Annotated in this window: 11 protein-coding genes and 1 riboswitch; of the genes, 2 read left to right on the top strand and 9 right to left on the bottom strand. The window is 69.3% G+C overall.

Annotation, left to right across the window (positions count from 1 at the left end):
* Positions 1 to 271: 271 nt before the first annotated feature.
* On the bottom strand, positions 272 to 2,773 hold the full coding sequence (locus tag ABD841_RS00875; RefSeq protein ID WP_344966708.1) for an ATP-dependent Clp protease ATP-binding subunit: 2,502 nt from the start codon (positions 2,771 to 2,773) through the stop codon (positions 272 to 274).
* Positions 2,774 to 3,051: 278 nt separating this feature from the next.
* The gene (locus ABD841_RS00870) at positions 3,052 to 3,384 is read right to left on the bottom strand and encodes a histone-like nucleoid-structuring protein Lsr2 (RefSeq protein WP_184724583.1); all 333 of its coding nucleotides are present in this window, start codon (positions 3,382 to 3,384) and stop codon (positions 3,052 to 3,054) included.
* A 503-nt stretch (positions 3,385 to 3,887) separates the two neighbouring features.
* Here ABD841_RS00870 and ABD841_RS00865 point away from each other — a divergent pair.
* Positions 3,888 to 4,421: a hypothetical protein gene (locus ABD841_RS00865; RefSeq protein ID WP_344966702.1), complete on the top strand. Its 534-nt coding sequence runs from the start codon at positions 3,888 to 3,890 to the stop codon at positions 4,419 to 4,421.
* A gap of 241 nt (positions 4,422 to 4,662) precedes the next feature.
* Here the strand turns inward: ABD841_RS00865 and ABD841_RS00860 are convergent, their stop codons facing one another.
* Together ABD841_RS00860 and ABD841_RS00855 are read right to left on the bottom strand one after the other, a co-directional pair.
* Entirely contained in the window at positions 4,663 to 5,745 is a 1,083-nt protein-coding gene (locus ABD841_RS00860; protein WP_344966700.1) for an RDD family protein, read from the bottom strand.
* Between the two features lie 207 nt (positions 5,746 to 5,952).
* Positions 5,953 to 6,621 carry an amino-acid N-acetyltransferase gene (locus ABD841_RS00855; protein ID WP_344966698.1) on the bottom strand — a complete coding sequence of 223 codons (669 nt, stop codon included), beginning with the start codon at positions 6,619 to 6,621 and terminating at the stop codon, positions 5,953 to 5,955.
* Positions 6,622 to 6,955: 334 nt separating this feature from the next.
* Positions 6,956 to 7,113: riboswitch (cyclic di-AMP (ydaO/yuaA leader) on the top strand.
* A gap of 5 nt (positions 7,114 to 7,118) precedes the next feature.
* On the opposite strand from ABD841_RS00855, the gene ABD841_RS00850 reads away from it, so the two are divergent.
* A complete protein-coding gene (locus ABD841_RS00850) occupies positions 7,119 to 8,168 on the top strand; it encodes a C40 family peptidase (RefSeq protein WP_344966696.1) in 1,050 nt (349 codons plus the stop codon).
* A gap of 179 nt (positions 8,169 to 8,347) precedes the next feature.
* Here ABD841_RS00850 and ABD841_RS00845 read toward each other — a convergent pair whose 3' ends face one another.
* From ABD841_RS00845 to panC, 5 genes are all read right to left on the bottom strand, one after another.
* Positions 8,348 to 8,581, bottom strand: a complete 234-nt coding sequence (locus ABD841_RS00845) for a LuxR C-terminal-related transcriptional regulator (protein ID WP_344966694.1) — start codon at positions 8,579 to 8,581, stop codon at positions 8,348 to 8,350.
* Between the two features lie 920 nt (positions 8,582 to 9,501).
* Entirely contained in the window at positions 9,502 to 11,004 is a 1,503-nt protein-coding gene (gene lysX, locus ABD841_RS00840) for a bifunctional lysylphosphatidylglycerol synthetase/lysine--tRNA ligase LysX (RefSeq protein ID WP_344966692.1), read from the bottom strand.
* A gap of 58 nt (positions 11,005 to 11,062) precedes the next feature.
* On the bottom strand, positions 11,063 to 11,845 hold the full coding sequence (locus ABD841_RS00835) for a type III pantothenate kinase (RefSeq protein ID WP_344966690.1): 783 nt from the start codon (positions 11,843 to 11,845) through the stop codon (positions 11,063 to 11,065).
* Entirely contained in the window at positions 11,845 to 14,400 is a 2,556-nt protein-coding gene (locus ABD841_RS00830) for an L-aspartate oxidase (protein WP_344966688.1), read from the bottom strand. The genes ABD841_RS00835 and ABD841_RS00830 overlap by 1 nt, the downstream gene beginning before the upstream one ends.
* Before the next feature lie 251 nt (positions 14,401 to 14,651).
* Positions 14,652 to 15,491 carry a pantoate--beta-alanine ligase gene (gene panC / locus ABD841_RS00825; RefSeq protein ID WP_344966686.1) on the bottom strand — a complete coding sequence of 280 codons (840 nt, stop codon included), beginning with the start codon at positions 15,489 to 15,491 and terminating at the stop codon, positions 14,652 to 14,654.
* Positions 15,492 to 15,592 lie beyond the last annotated feature (101 nt).

The following is a 15,592-nucleotide window of genomic DNA, read 5'->3' as shown; positions in this document are numbered from 1 at the left end:
GCACCGAGCTCCGCGTCGTTCTCGGAGCCGATCCCTCGGTACGTCACTGGGCTGACCTCGATACCGGCCTCACCGCGATCAGCACGGCATGGAGATCAGCGGCGTGGGGCGCACCGAGTTCGCTCTACAGAGTGTAGTACTACCTTTGGTGGTGAGATACCTCCTTAGGTAACAAAAAGGCAGACCCCGCCGTGAATCTCCTCACGACGGGGTCTGCCTTTGCCCGTTCGGGGTGGTGCCCCTTACGGTCTTCGCCCTATATCGAGACGACCTAGTGCTGGATCGGCGCGGCGATGGCGGCTGCCGAGTCGGGAACCCGATCCGCCGACTCACCGGTGAAGACGAACTTGGCGTTCTCGCCCTCGCCCTCGACCGAGACCTTCACGATCTGGCCGGGACGCAGCTCTCCGTACAGGATCTTCTCGGACAGGATGTCCTCCAGCTCGCGCTGGATCGTACGGCGGAGCGGCCGGGCGCCCATCACGGGGTCGTAGCCGCGGTCGGCCAGCAGCTGCTTGGCCTCCGGCGAGACCTCCAGGCCCATGTCCCGGTCCTTCAGACGCAGGCTCACCTGGGCCAGCATCAGGTCGACGATCTGGATGATCTCCTTCGGCGTGAGCTGGTGGAAGACCACGATGTCGTCGACACGGTTGAGGAACTCGGGCCGGAAGTGCTGCTTGAGCTCCTCCTGGACCTTCGCCTTCATCCGGTCGTAGTTCGACTCGGTGTCGTTGGACCTCGCGAAACCGACTCCCTGACCCTTGGAGATGTCACGGGTGCCGAGGTTCGTCGTCATGATGATGACGGTGTTCTTGAAGTCGACCACCCGGCCCTGGGCGTCGGTCAGGCGACCGTCTTCCAGGATCTGCAGCAGCGAGTTGAAGATGTCGGGGTGGGCCTTCTCGATCTCGTCGAACAGGACGACCGAGAACGGCTTGCGCCGCACCTTCTCCGTCAGCTGGCCGCCCTCCTCGTATCCGACGTAGCCCGGAGGCGAGCCGAACAGACGGGAGACGGTGTGCTTCTCCATGAACTCCGACATGTCCAGCATGATCAGCGCGTCCTCGTCCCCGAACAGGAACTCGGCGAGCGCTTTGGACAGCTCGGTCTTACCGACACCGGACGGACCGGCGAAGATGAACGAACCACCCGGACGGCGCGGGTCCTTCAGACCGGCGCGCGTACGGCGGATCGAGCGGGACAGGCCCTTGATGGCGTCGTCCTGGCCGATGATCCGCTTGTGGAGCTCGTCCTCCATGCGGAGCAGTCGCTGGGACTCCTCCTCGGTGAGCTTGAAGACCGGGATGCCGGTCGCGGTCGCCAGGACCTCGGCGATGAGCTCCTCGGTGACCTCGGCGACGACGTCCATGTCGCCGGCCTTCCACTCCTTCTCGCGGCGCTCGCGCTTGAGCTGGAGCTGCTTCTCCTGGTCGCGCAGCGCGGCGGCCTTCTCGAAGTCCTGCGCGTCGATCGCGGACTCCTTGTCGCGCCGGACGTTGGCGATCTTCTCGTCGTACTCGCGAAGGTCCGGCGGCGCGGTCATGCGGCGGATGCGCATGCGCGAGCCGGCCTCGTCGATCAGGTCGATCGCCTTGTCGGGCAGGAACCGGTCGCTGATGTAGCGGTCGGCCAGCTGGGCGGCGGCCACGAGGGCGCCGTCGGTGATGGAGACACGGTGGTGCGCCTCGTAGCGGTCGCGCAGGCCCTTGAGGATCTCGATCGTGTGGCTGAGGCTGGGCTCGGCCACCTGGATCGGCTGGAAGCGCCGCTCCAGCGCCGCGTCCTTCTCCAGGTGCTTGCGGTACTCGTCGAGGGTGGTGGCGCCGATGGTCTGGAGCTCGCCGCGGGCCAGCATCGGCTTGAGGATGCTGGCGGCGTCGATCGCGCCCTCGGCTGCACCCGCGCCGACGAGCGTGTGCAGCTCGTCGATGAACAGGATGATGTCACCGCGGGTGCGGATCTCCTTGAGGACCTTCTTCAGCCGCTCCTCGAAGTCACCGCGGTAGCGGGAGCCGGCCACCAGGGCGCCCAGGTCCAGGGTGTAGAGCTGCTTGTCCTTGAGCGTCTCGGGCACCTCGCCCTTGACGATCTTCTGGGACAGGCCCTCCACGACGGCGGTCTTGCCGACGCCGGGCTCGCCCACCAGGACCGGGTTGTTCTTGGTCCTGCGGGACAGGACCTGCATGACCCGCTCGATCTCCTTGTCCCGGCCGATGACCGGGTCGAGCTTGCCCTCACGGGCGGCCTGGGTCAGGTTGCGGCCGAACTGGTCCAGCACAAGGGAGGTCGACGGAGCGGCCTCGGTCGGACCGCCCGCGGCGGCCGGCTCCTTGCCCTGGTAACCGTGGAGCAACTGGATGACCTGCTGCCGCACGCGATTGAGATCGGCGCCCAGCTTCACCAGCACCTGGGCGGCCACGCCCTCGCCCTCACGGATGAGGCCGAGCAGGATGTGCTCGGTGCCGATGTAGTTGTGACCCAGTTGCAAGGCCTCGCGGAGCGACAGCTCAAGAACCTTCTTGGCCCGCGGGGTGAACGGAATGTGCCCCGACGGCGCAGACTGCCCTTGGCCGATGATCTCCTCGACCTGCTGACGCACACCTTCAAGACTGATGCCGAGGCTCTCCAGAGCCTTGGCGGCAACGCCTTCACCTTCATGGATCAAGCCAAGAAGAATGTGCTCCGTACCGATGTAGTTGTGGTTGAGCATCCGGGCCTCTTCCTGGGCCAGGACGACAACCCGCCGTGCGCGGTCGGTGAACCTCTCGAACATCTCGTCGCTCCTCACAGAGCGGTCAGGCAGGTCCGGGATATCCGGGCCCTGTCATCCCGCATGGTAGCCCCGACCCGGCGACCGCTCTACGCAGAAGACGTTCCCCGAGAGCAGGGCGTTCACCCTCCATCCAACTACCTATGGGGGGTGCGATGTTCCCACTACGCCGCAAGCGAACGACGTTTATCGAGCACTCAAACGCTTCATGCGGTCATGGCCGCCACCGGACCCCACCGTGACCGCCATAACCGCATGATTCACGCGATCTACGAACCGATCTAGTGAGCGGCTTCGTACTGCTCGACGATCTTGGAGGCGATTCGGCCGCGCTCGCTGACATTAAGGCCGTGGGACTTCGCCCACGCCCGGATGTCGGCGCTCTTCTCTCGCGTGAGTGCCCGGGTTCCGCCCGCCCGACGGCGGCGGGGAGCCAGGGCGCCGGAGCGGCGGGCGCTCTGCACGAAAGGCGACAGGGAGTCGCGGAGCTTCTTCGCGTTAACGTCACTCAGGTCAATCTCATAGCTGGTGCCGTCAATCGCGAAGGCGACCGTCTCATTGGCCTCGCCCCCATCGAGGTCGTCGATGAGAATCTCCTGGATCTGCTTGGCCATCTACGCAATCCTTTCGCGGAGTATTGTTTGATTCGCCAGCTAAACATATACCCGCAATCGGGGGGCGGCAATTCCACCGGTCCGGCGATTCCCGGGGAACCGTGATCCGGAGTGGATCAGCTCTTCTGCGGCCCGGTCACGCCGGACCGTTTTGCCGGGCGCCGGGCGGCCGCTTCACTGCGAAGTAGCTTGACCACTCCGAAGATGAAGGCCCCTCCGACGACCGCGGGGGGTATCAACGCGGACAATACGTCGTACATTCGTCCTCGCTCCGCACCGTGGATGTCTTTGTGGGGACCATGGAAATGTGGCGGCGACTCCCGGCGCGCGGACCGCGCGCCCGAAGGACCCGGTCGCGCCCACCATGACCATAGCGCCACCGAGTGGCGGCGCGCGGCACAGGGGCGGCCATGTCTGCCACTGTCTAGCTTAATGCTTCTCTCCAGCCGCCTTACCGGTTGCAGTACGTAAAGCCGTGGGGAAAAAACCGACAGGGTGATCAAGTGATCATCGTCGTCTCCGGAAAACCAATGGCAGGCCGGGAGCCGGCTCGCGGGAGCATCGGCCCCCCAGCCACGAAAGCCCTGGTGAAGGGGCTGTCGGGCGGGCCGGACGACGCACGGTCACGGAGCCGGAGATCTCTGCTGACGGGTTCATCACGACAATGCCCACCGTCGGCTTTGAACACCCGGGTAGAGGCCGGCCCGCTTCATCACGCCGGCGACGCGATGAGGGCGAGCGCGTGGAACAAGACGGATCTTCAACGCTTTCTTGCCAAGAGTACGACCCTCTCCGGCACCGAGTACATAGTCGTAGGCCTTATAACCACCAAAGGCGATGCGGACTTCCAGACAACCCCGGCAACACCACGGACCCCGCACCGGATCCCTAAGAAGAACTCCGCCGGCTGCCCGGAAGGCGCCGGAGAAGCGGCGGAAGGGTTAGAAGAATCCTCGCGAAGAGGCGCGAAGATGGCCTCGGGAGGACGCGGCCGACCGGCGGCGCAGCCATTCGCCGAGTGGCACGTGAACCCCTGACGGCGTCGATCCGGCATTGACATCTCATACCTCGGGTGGTCCGCCGGTGGGCCCGGCGGCTGATTCTCGGCCGGTCGCCGCCGCGACCTTCCGGCGAGCCGGGAATGGGTTTGCGCCCGCACCGGCCCGTACCGGACGCCCGTTACCCGGCACCGTTACCGGCCGCCCCCGGGTGCACCCATTCTCACCGGCGCACGAAAAGGGGCCGGCGGTTCGACCGCCGGCCCCGTTTTTCGCCGAACTACTTGATCTTGACGACGACCGTCTCGGCCACCTTGTCGTGCAGCGCCTGCTGCAGGGGCCTGTCCCACAGCAGCCACAGCACGTTGACGAGGCCGAAGATGCTGACGACCCAGCTCAGGAACGGCACCCAGTTCAGGGCGTACGGACCGTAGAGCACGCCGGCGCGCTTCAGCGCGGCGCCGGAGGGCAGGCCGCCGGGCGGCAGGACAGCGCCGACGGGAACGACCTTGATGCCCATGACCATCTTGCCGACCGTCTGGCCGCCCTTGCCGAGCATGAAGAACTCGTAGGCGAAGCAGATTCCCGCGGCGAGCACCGCGGTGAGGATGGTGCCGATCGAGGTCGCGGCGGTGTACTCACCGGTCGACAGATCGTAGGTGCTGGACGCCAGGAAGAAGATGCCCAGGATGAGGCTGAGGATGAAGATCGGGATCGCCAGGATGACCCCGTCGATGATCCGCGCCACCAGACGCTGCCACCACTCCGCGAGGGGGGCGGGGGCACCGGGAGGACCGCCGTAGGCCTGGGCGTAGCCGGGCTGCTGGCCGTAGCCGGGCTGAGCCTGCTGCCCGTAACCCGGCTGGGCGGCCTGCTGCCCGTAACCCGGCTGGCCGTAGTCGGGCTGCCCGTACGACTGCTGCTGGCCGTAGTCGGCCTGCTGGCCGTACCCCTGCTGGCCATAGCCGGGCTGGGCGGCCTGCTGCCCGTAACCCGGCTGGGCGGCCTGCTGGCCGTAGCCGGGCTGAGCCTGCTGCCCGTAGCCGGGCTGCTGGCCGTACGCGCCCGTGGCGCCCTGCTGGCCGTAGCCGGGCTGCTGGCCGTACCCCTGCTGCCCGTAGCCGGGCTGGGCGGCCTGCTGGCCATAGCCGGGCTGGGCGGCCTGCTGCCCGTAACCCGGCTGGGCGGCCTGCTGGCCGTAGCCGGGCTGAGCCTGCTGCCCGTAGCCGGGCTGCTGCCCGTACCCCTGCTGCTGACCGTAACCGGGCTGCTGGCCGTACCCCTGCTGCCCGTAGCCGGGCTGGGCCTGACCGGGACCGGTGTTCGGCTGTGAGGCCTCCGACCGATATCCCACAACTGTCACATCGGGGTCGTGCTGACCGGGGGCTCGACCCACGTTGTGCTGTCCGTAATCCGGCTGTCCCGACGGTGTGCGATCGCGGTCGGGATCATCCTGTGGATACGGCGGCTGTCCGGTGCTCACCGCGTCACCTCACTTAGACTGCGCATGTGGCATATGTCAGACTCACATGCTTGCTGCTGCACAAGGTATCGAGATAGGTATCAACAGTCACCTTTCCGTTGAGTCAGCCCCACTGTCAGGAGAGTCCGGCTCGCGTGTCAGATGAAGCAGCATGCGGGTGTTTCCCAAGGTGTTGGGCTTGACGTGCTCCAGGTCGAGGAACTCGGCGACGCCTTCGTCGTACGACGCGAGAAGCTCCGCGTAGACCTCCGGTGAGACGGGCGTGCCCTGGATCTCCCGGAATCCGTGGCGGGCGAAGAAGTCGACCTCGAAGGTGAGGCAGAAGACCCGCCGCAGACCCAGTTCCACGGCGGTGCGGATGAGCGCCGAGACGATCCGGTGGCCGATCCCCATCCCCCGGCAGTCGGGGTCGACCGCGACGGTGCGGATCTCGGCGAGGTCCTCCCAGAGCACATGGAGCGCCCCGCAGCCGAGGACCCGCCCCGTCCCGTCGGTGGCGACCCAGAACTCCTGGATGTCCTCGTAGAGGGTGACGGTGGCCTTCTCCAGCAGGCGCGGGCCGGCCCCGCCGTAAGTGTCGACGAGCCGGCGGATGGCGCGGACGTCCGGGGTGCGGGCACGGCGGACGACGACCCCGGCGGCCCCCGGGCCGGACGGGGCCCGCTCCGCCTTCTCCCCCCCGGATCGAGAGGGCCGCTCCCCGCTCGCGACGGCGTCCGCGGCCACGACGGGGGAATGCTCCGCAACCTGGTCCATGACTGATCAGCGTACGTCCTCGGTGAACCTTAATTACGGCTCATCCTTAAACTTCCCCTCGCTACCGCCGGATGACCGTTCGCCGCCGGATTCCCCCACGACCCCCACGGATCACGAGTGTGTCGTATCTCATCTTCCGTCTCCCTTCGGACCTGCGACGACAGACGTCACACACGTCGCGCGAAAGAGAAAGGCAGCGTAATGGGCACGGGGACCTTGACATGACGTGATCCTTCCGTGACATTTCAGTTGCGCGAGCTCTACCAGGTTCGCAGTTCTGGTTGAGCAAGAACCTCCGGTGCACTAATGTCCGTGCTCGATGTCAGAGACGTGAAAGCCTGACCCGCCGAATCCCCCGCCCCCGGGGGAGCCGGGGACCCACCTTCTCCACGAAGTCCCCGGGGTGAATCCGGGTGCCACCGGCGCACCTGGTAGGGCTGCCTCCGGCCCGAACCCGTCAGCTAACCCGGTAGGCGGCCGAGGAGAGGAGCCTGTTGGTGAAGCGCACGCGCGGCCGCGGACAAGGACATGCGGGCCGTGACGCCCGCGGTCGAGAACGCACATCGCGCGGGCTCCGTCGCCGCATCGCGGTCATCGGGCTGGCCTTCGCCGCCCTGACCTTCGGCACCCCGCTCGTCGCGGCCACCGCCGACCCCCAGCCCAGCCTCCAGGAACTGGCCGACCAGGCCGAGAAGCTGCACAACGAGATCGGCATGCTCACCGAGCAGTACAACGGGGAGCGGGTCAAGCTCAAGCAGGCGCAGCGCGCCGCCGAAAGCGCCAAGAAGACCCTCGCGGTCAGCGAGTCCGAGCTGGAGGCCCGGCGCACCAAGGCCACCCTCCTGGCCCAGAGCAACTACATGTCGGGCGGTCTGAGCCCCGGTCTCGCCTTCAGCCAGGCGACCGACCCCGACGCCTTCCTCGACCAGGCCACCACCGCCTACGCCCTGCAACAGCAGCAGAGCGAGGAGGTCGCCCAGGTGGGCCGGGCGATCGAGGCCGCCCAGCAGGCGCAGGCCAGCGCCAAGGCCAGAACCGACGAGGTCGAGAAGCTCCTGGCCGACATCGACAAGAAGCGCACCAGGATCGAGCGCCTGGTCGCGCGGGTCGAGAGCAGCCTGTTCAGCGAGGTCCGGGAGCGGGCCGCCAGCGGCCGGGGCGCCCGGGTGAAGGTCGACGTGCCCATCCCGGGCAGCGGCAAGGCCGCCGAGGCCGCCCGCTGGGCACTCACCCAGCAGCTCAAGCCCTACGTCTGGGGCGCCGAGGGCCCCCACGGCTTCGACTGCTCCGGACTGGTCATGTGGGCCTACCAGAAGGTCGGCATCAGCCTGCCGCACTACACCGGTGACCAGTGGGCCGCCGGCACCCGCATCTCCAAAGACCAGCTACGCCCGGGCGACCTGGTCTTCTTCTACAACGACTTGCACCACGTGGGGATCTACATCGGCGGCGGCCTGATGGTCCACGCGCCGCGCACCGGTGACGTCATCCACATCGCCAGCATCGAGAACCGGCCCTTCGCCGGCGGCGTGCGCATCGCCGACTGATCCCGTCCGGGCGGGCGCGGCGGGGCCGCGTCAGGTCTTCGCCTCCGCACCGGAGTGCGACCGAGCGCGACTTCGGCTCCCGTGCGGACGGTCCGGGGCCTCCGCACGGCCCTGTCACGCCGCCTGGGCGGCGCGCGGGGACGGACGGCCGTCCGCCGGGGCCCCGGCGACGCGGATGTCTAGATGAGGCGGCGGCGGGCCGCCCAGGCCACGGCCTCGATCGCCGTGGCGACGCCGATGCGGTCGCAGATGCCCCTGAGCCTGCGCCTGACGGTCCGGCCGCTGATGTCGAGACGGCGCCCCACCCGGTCGACGGTGACGCCCTTGGCGAGCTCCGCCAGCAGCACGAGGTCATCGTCGCTGAGACTGATATCGCTCAGGCCCAGGGGGCTGTCGCCATGGCGCGAATCCACTTCCGGATATGCCATCTAGAGTCACTCCCCCCACTACAGGAATCCGGACGTGAAGACGCCGGGAATCAATACCGCCCGTCAGGAACGGTAAACGCCTCGTTCAAAGGTCGTCAAGTTCCGCCCTTCATGGGGCGCGCGCGCTATTGACATAGTACGTGCAACGTGAAGTACTCATGATATGTCAGCGCCTTTGTGGTTAAGTCGTGGCAACGCCGAGGCGCAGGCCCGCAACCGCCCGCCGGCTGCGGCAATCGGAGCCTTCACAGAACAAACTTTCGCCGGAGCCGTCGTCGCGGGGATCCCCGCAGGCCCACGGCGGGACGGGCACGGCCCCGCGGCATTTCCCCGGAAAAGACGATCTACTTCCGGCGCTCTTCGGCCGCCACGTCACCCGCCGGCTTGACGGTACCGGGGAAATCATCCTCCAATGGGAAGGCCACGCGAGCGCCTTTGCGGCATTCGGCGACTATCCCCGAGGGCCAACCGCCCCGCGGTATAGAGCACGGGTGAAATGCGGTTTTCGCGCCATGCGGTAACGCGACCGCAATTGGGCGGGGAGCCGGGAGCGCGGCGGGCGTCCTCGACCTCCCGGGTACGGCCCGCCCGCCCCTGGCTTCGCCGGCGCGCTGCGGACGGCGGAGAAGTCTCACCGTTACGATCCGCCGCCCCGGCTTGCCACCGGGCTCGTCCCTCAGGACGCGGAGTCGCGCGGAACGCCGATCCACAGCGGCGAGGTGCCGGGGCGTGGCCGGACGCGGCCGGCCCGCCCGGAGAGGTGCCGGGGCGTGGCCGGACACCGCCGGCCCGCCCGGAGAGGTGCCGGCGCCCGTGGCGGCGCCGGATCCGGCACCGGCCGGTCCGGCGCCGCCGTACCGGAGGAATTTCACCCGGGCGGGGTTCGGCGGCCCCGCCCGTGGGGCTCAGCCCGCCGGCTTGACCAGCGGGAACAGGATGGTCTCGCGGATGTTCTTACCGGTGAAGGCCATGATGAGCCGGTCGATGCCGAGCCCCATGCCACCGGTGGGCGGCATGGCGTACTCCAGCGCGGTGAGGAAGTCCTCGTCGAGCTGCATGGCTTCCGCGTCGCCGCCCGCGGCGAGCAGGGACTGCTCGGTGAGGCGGCGGCGCTGCTCGACCGGGTCGACCAGCTCCGAGTAGGCGGTGGCGAGCTCGGTGCCGAACCCGATCAGGTCCCACTTCTCGGTGAGGAGCGGGTTGTCGCGGTGCTGGCGGGTCAGCGGGGAGGTCTCCAGCGGGTAGTCCATGACGAACGTGGGCTGGACGAGCGTGTGCTCGACGAGGGCCTCGAAGATCTCCTGGACGAGCTTGCCCTGACCCCACTTGGGTTCCCAGTGGATCTCGCGTGCGTCCGCGAGCTTGCGGACCCGCTCCAGGGACGTCTCGGTCGTGATCTCCTCGCCCAGCGCCTCGGAGACCGACCCGTACAGGGTGATCCGCGGCCACTTCTCCAGACCCAGGTCGATCTCCCGGCCGTGGTGGTGGACCACGGAGTGGCCCAGGGCGGCCACGACCGCCTTCTGGATCATCCGCTGGGTCAGGTCCGCCATGTCGTTGTAGTCGAGGTACGTCCCGTACGCCTCGAGCATGGTGAACTCGGGGTTGTGGGTGGCGTCCGCGCCCTCGTTGCGGAAGTTGCGGTTGATCTCGAAGACCTTCTCGATGCCGCCGACCACGAGCCGCTTGAGGTAGAGCTCGATCGCGATGCGGAGGTAGAGCTCCATGTCGTAGGCGTTGATGTGGGTCTTGAAAGGCCGTGCCGCGGCTCCGCCGTGGATCGGCTGGAGCATCGGGGTCTCGACCTCCAGATAGCCCTCCTCGTACCAGAAGTCGCGCACGGCCCGCACCACGGCGCTGCGGGTGTAGGCCATCTTCCGGGCCTCGTCGTTGACGATGAGGTCGACGTAGCGCATGCGGACGCGCGCTTCGGGGTCGGTGAGGCCCGCGTGCTTCTCCGGCAGGGGACGCAGGCACTTGGAAGTGATCGCCCAGCGGTCGGCGAGGATGGACAGCTCGCCGCGGCGCGAGGTGATGACCTCGCCCTCGATGCCCACGTGGTCGCCGAGGTCGACGTCGCGCTTCCACGCGGCCAGGGACTCCTCGCCCACCTTGTCCAGGGAGATCATGATCTGGAGGTCGGCGGAGCCGTCGCGGATGGTGGCGAAGCAGAGCTTGCCGCCGGTCCTCGACAGCATGACGCGACCGGTGACGCCCACTTTGTCGCCGGTCGCGGTGTCAGCGGGGAGATCGGCGTATTTCTCGCGGATCTCGGCGTTGGTCGCGGTGCGCGGGAAGTTCACCGGGTAGGGGTCGACGCCTTCCGAGCGGAGTCGGTCGAGCTTGTCCCGGCGGACGCGCATCTGCTCCGGCAGATCCTCGACGGGGTTCGTCACTTCATCGGTCACAGTTCCAAAGGGTACCGATGTGGCGAACCCCGCGAGGTCGTCACGCTTTCGGCGGCCCTCAGGCCGTGTTGCGGTGGTAGATCAGGCGCAGGCCGATCAGCGTGAGCCAGGGCTCGTGGATGTCGATCGAGCGCGCCTCGTCGACCACGAGCGGCGCGGCACTGCCGGTGGCGACCACGGTGACGTCGTCGGGGTCGTCGGCCAGCTCGGCCGCCATCCGCTCGACGATCCCGTCGACCTGACCGGCGAAGCCGTAGATGATGCCCGCCTGGAGCGCCTCGACCGTGTTCTTCGCGATCACCGAGCGGGGGCGGATCAGCTCCACCTTGTGCAGCTGCGCGCCCGCCGCGGCCAGCGCGTCCACCGAGATCTCGATGCCGGGCGCGGTCACCGCGCCGACGTACTCGCCCTTGGCCGAGACCGCGTCGAAGGAGGTCGCGGTGCCGAAGTCGACGATGATGCACGGCCCGCCGTAGAGCTGGATGGCCGCCAGCGCGTTGACGATGCGGTCGCTGCCGACCTCCTTCGGGTTGTCCATGCGGACCGGCACGCCGGTGCGGACGCCCGGCTCGACGATCACCGCGGTCACGTCGCCGTAGTAACGGCGGCACATCTCCCGCATCTCGTTGAGCACCGAGGGCACGGTGGAGCAGATCGCGATGCCGTTGACGTCCGCCCCCTTGAGCAGCGGCGACTGCCCGAGCAGCCCCTGGAGCACGACGGCGATCTCGTCCGCCGTGCGCCGGGCGTCGGTGGCGATCCGCCAGTGCTCGATGACTTCGTCGCCCTCGAAGAGGCCGAGGACGGTGTGGGTGTTGCCGACGTCGATGGCAAGCAGCATCAGTTCCCCCGAAGGTCCAAGGCGATGTCCAGCGCCGGCGCCGAGTGCGTGAGCGCGCCCACGGCAAGGTAGTCAACGCCTGTTTCAGCTACATCACGAGCGGTCTCCAGGGTCAAGCCTCCGCTGGACTCCAGCCGCGCCCGGCCGGCCACGAGGCGTACGGCCTCCGCCAGCTGGTCGACGGTGAAATTGTCCAACAGGATCTCCTCCGCTCCCTCGGCCAGCACCGGCTCGATCTGGTCGATCCGGTCGACCTCCACCTCGATCGGCAGGTCCGGGTAGGCGTCCCGGACCGCCCGGAACGCCTCGGCGACCCCGCCGGAGGCCACCACGTGATTGTCCTTGATCAGGGCTGCGTCGGAAAGCGACATGCGGTGGTTGACGCCGCCGCCGCACCGCACGGCGTACTTCTCCAGAGCCCGCAGTCCCGGGAGCGTCTTGCGGCTGTCGCGGACGGCGGCCCCGGTGCCCTCCACGGCCCGGACCCAGCGGGCGGTCAGGGTCGCGATGCCGGACAGGTGGGTGAGGATGTTGAGCGCGGTCCGCTCGGCCGTCAGCAGGTCCCGCGTGGGACCGGTGACGGTCATCAGCACATCGCCGCGGCGGACGTGCTCGCCGTCCTTGACCATGCGCTCGGCCACCAGGCGGCCCCGGCTCAGGTGGGAGAAGGCGCCCTCGGCGACGGCGAGCCCGGCGACCACGCCGTCCGCGCGGGCCACCACGTCGGCGGTGTCGACCCGGTCCGCCGGGATGGTGGCCAGGCTGGTGACGTCACCCGCCTCCTGGACGTCCTCGGCGGCGGCCGCGGCGAGGACCGCCGTCACCGCGACCGGGTCCAGGCCCGCCTCGATCAGGTCCGCCTCCACCTGGGGCGGCAGCGTGGTCGCGCGCTGCCCGTGCGGCACGTATGTCATGGTCGTTCCCTCCGCTGTCAGGGTCACGTCGAGATGGCCCAGCCACCAGGCATCGTTTCGCTCGGAGAAGTCCTCGCGCCAGTGCGACCCCCGGGTCTCCCGGCGGCCGCGCGCCGCCGCCACGAGCGCGGAGGCGACGGTCAGCAGGTTGGTGGTCTCCCACGACTCGGTGCACGGCTCGACCGCCACCGGGGTCCACCGGACGTTCAGCAGGGCCCTGGCGACCTCGCTCAGGGACTCCTCGCTGCGCAGCACGCTCGCCCCGCGGCTCATGTGCCCCTGGATCCTCGCCCTGGCCCTGGGGTCGATCAGGCCGGCGGGGCGGTCGTCGGGAACCGGCTCACCGGGCCGCGTACCGCCCTCGCCGGACGCGGCCCGCCGTGCCCGGTGGATGTCGGCGGCGATGCGCCCGGCGAAGACCAGGCCCTCCAGCAGGGAGTTGGAGGCCAGCCGGTTGGCACCGTGCACGCCGGTGCACGCCACCTCGCCGCACGCGTACAGGCCCGGCACGCTGGTGCGGCCGTGCAGGTCGGTGCGGACGCCGCCGCTGGCGTAGTGGGCGGCGGGGGCGACGGGGATGAGATCGGTGACCGGGTCGATGCCGTACTCCAGGCAGACCGCGTGGATCGTGGGGAAGCGGGTGCGCCACTTCTCCTCGCCGAAGTGGCGGGCGTCGAGGTACATGTGGTCGGCGCCGGTCTCGCGCATCCGCCGCATGATCGCCTTGGCCACGACGTCGCGGGGCGCGAGGTCCGCGAGCTCGTGGACGTCCTTCATGAATCCGGTGCCGTCGGCGTCGACCAGCACCGCGCCCTCGCCCCTGACCGCCTCCGAGATCAGCGGCTGCTGGCCGGTGGAGTCCTCACCGAGCCACAGGACGGTCGGGTGGAACTGGACGAACTCCAGGTCCCTGACCACGGCGCCGGCCCGCAGCGCGAGCGCCACGCCGTCTCCGGTGGAGACGACGGGGTTGGTGGTGGCGGCGTAGACCTGGCCCATGCCGCCGGTGGCCAGCACCACGGACCCGGCCGTGACCGCGCCCACGCCGTCGCGCTCGCCCTCGCCCATGACGTGGAGGGTGACGCCGGCGGCGCGACCGCCGGCGTCCTTGAGCAGGTCCAGGACGAGAGCGTGCTCGATCACCTCGATCGCCGACTCGCGGACGGCCTGGACGAGCGCCCGCTGCACCTCGGCGCCGGTGGCGTCGCCGCCCGCGTGCACGATGCGGTTGCGCCGGTGGCCGCCCTCCCTGGTGAGCTGGAGCTCGCCGGAGTCGTCGGTGTCGAAGCGGGCGCCGGCCGCGATGAGGCCGCGCAGGGCGTCGGGCCCCTCCGTCACCAGGACCCGGACGGCCTCCTCGTCGCACAGGCCCACACCCGCGATGAGCGTGTCGGACAGGTGCTCGGCGGGGGTGTCCCCCGGGTCGAGTACGGCGGCGATGCCGCCCTGGGCCCAGCGGGTGGACCCGGCCGACAGGACGTCCTTGGTGACGACCAGGACCTTCGCCTCGGGGTCGAGATCGGCGTACCGGAGCGCCAGGGTGAGCCCCGCGATGCCGGAGCCGACCACGACCACGTCCGCCTGGACCGTCCAACCCGGGGCGGGCGCGGTCAACCTCTGGGGGATGGCCGGGATGCCCATTGCCGCCTCCTCGCGGGGATCATTAGAGGCCGTTAATTTCGTCAATGTGACGATAACGCGGCCCGGACGGCGGCTGTTCCCCGGGGTGGCCTTCCGGCTCCGGAGCCGGAAGGCGCAAACCCGCACAGGTGCAACCCGGACAGGCGCGAACCCGCACAGGCACGAGGGCGGCCGGGCGCGAACCCGGACAGGCGCGAACCCGGAGGCAGGGGTGGGGAGGTTCGGAGGGTAGGGGGACGGAGCGGCGGAGCTCAGAGGGTGACCGTGACGTTGTCGATCAACCTGGTGGAGCCCACCTTCGCGGCCACCGCGAGGATCGCCTCGCCCGAGTGGTCGTCGCCGACCTCCTCGAAGGTCGCCGGGTGGACCAGGACCAGGTAGTCGACGGCCAGCGCCGGCTCGGCCGCCAGGACGGCCCGGGCGGCCCGGCGGACCTCCTCGGGCGTCCGCCGGGCCGCTCCGGCCGCCAGAGCCCTGGACAGGGCCAGGGCCACCGCGCGGTCGTCCCTCGACAGGTAGCGGTTGCGGCTGGACAGCGCCAGCCCGTCGGGCTCGCGGACGGTGGGCGCCCCCACGATGGAGACGGGCACATCGAGGTCGGCGACCATCCGGCGGATCATCGCCAGCTGCTGGGCGTCCTTCTGCCCGAACACCGCCAGATCGGGCCGGACCAGATTGAACAGCTTCAGCACCACGGTCAGCACACCGTCGAGGTGCCCGGGGCGGAACTCGCCCTCGACGATCGCGCCCATCCGGCCCGCGGAGACGCCGACCTGCCGGTCCGGCAGGTACATGTCCTCCGGGGCCGGGGCGAACACCAGGCTCACCCCCTCCTCCGCGCAGACCTCCAGGTCGGCGTCGAACGTGCGGGGGTAGCGGGAGTAATCTTCGGCGGGGCCGAACTGGAGCGGGTTCACGAAGATGCTCACCGCCACGTGGTCGGCCTTCTCGTGGGCCAGCCGGAGGAGCGAGCGGTGGCCCTCGTGCAGCGCCCCCATGGTCGGCACCAGCCCGAGCGTGGCCCCGCCCGCGCCGACCCCCAGCGTCTCGCGCTCCTTGACCAGCCCGGCGCGGTCGCGCGTCACGATCATCGGGCACCCCGGGCGTGCAGGCCCCGCTCTTCGGGACGGGGAGGGGACACGGAGGGATTCTGCATTGTGGTCTCCTGACGGTATCGGTGGTGGCTGCACTG

Source organism: Streptosporangium fragile (assembly GCF_039534445.1).
GTDB classification, from domain to species: Bacteria; Actinomycetota; Actinomycetes; order Streptosporangiales; family Streptosporangiaceae; genus Streptosporangium; species Streptosporangium fragile.
The sequence above is the reverse complement of the archived record's forward strand: the minus strand, read 5'-3'. Positions and strand labels throughout refer to the sequence as shown.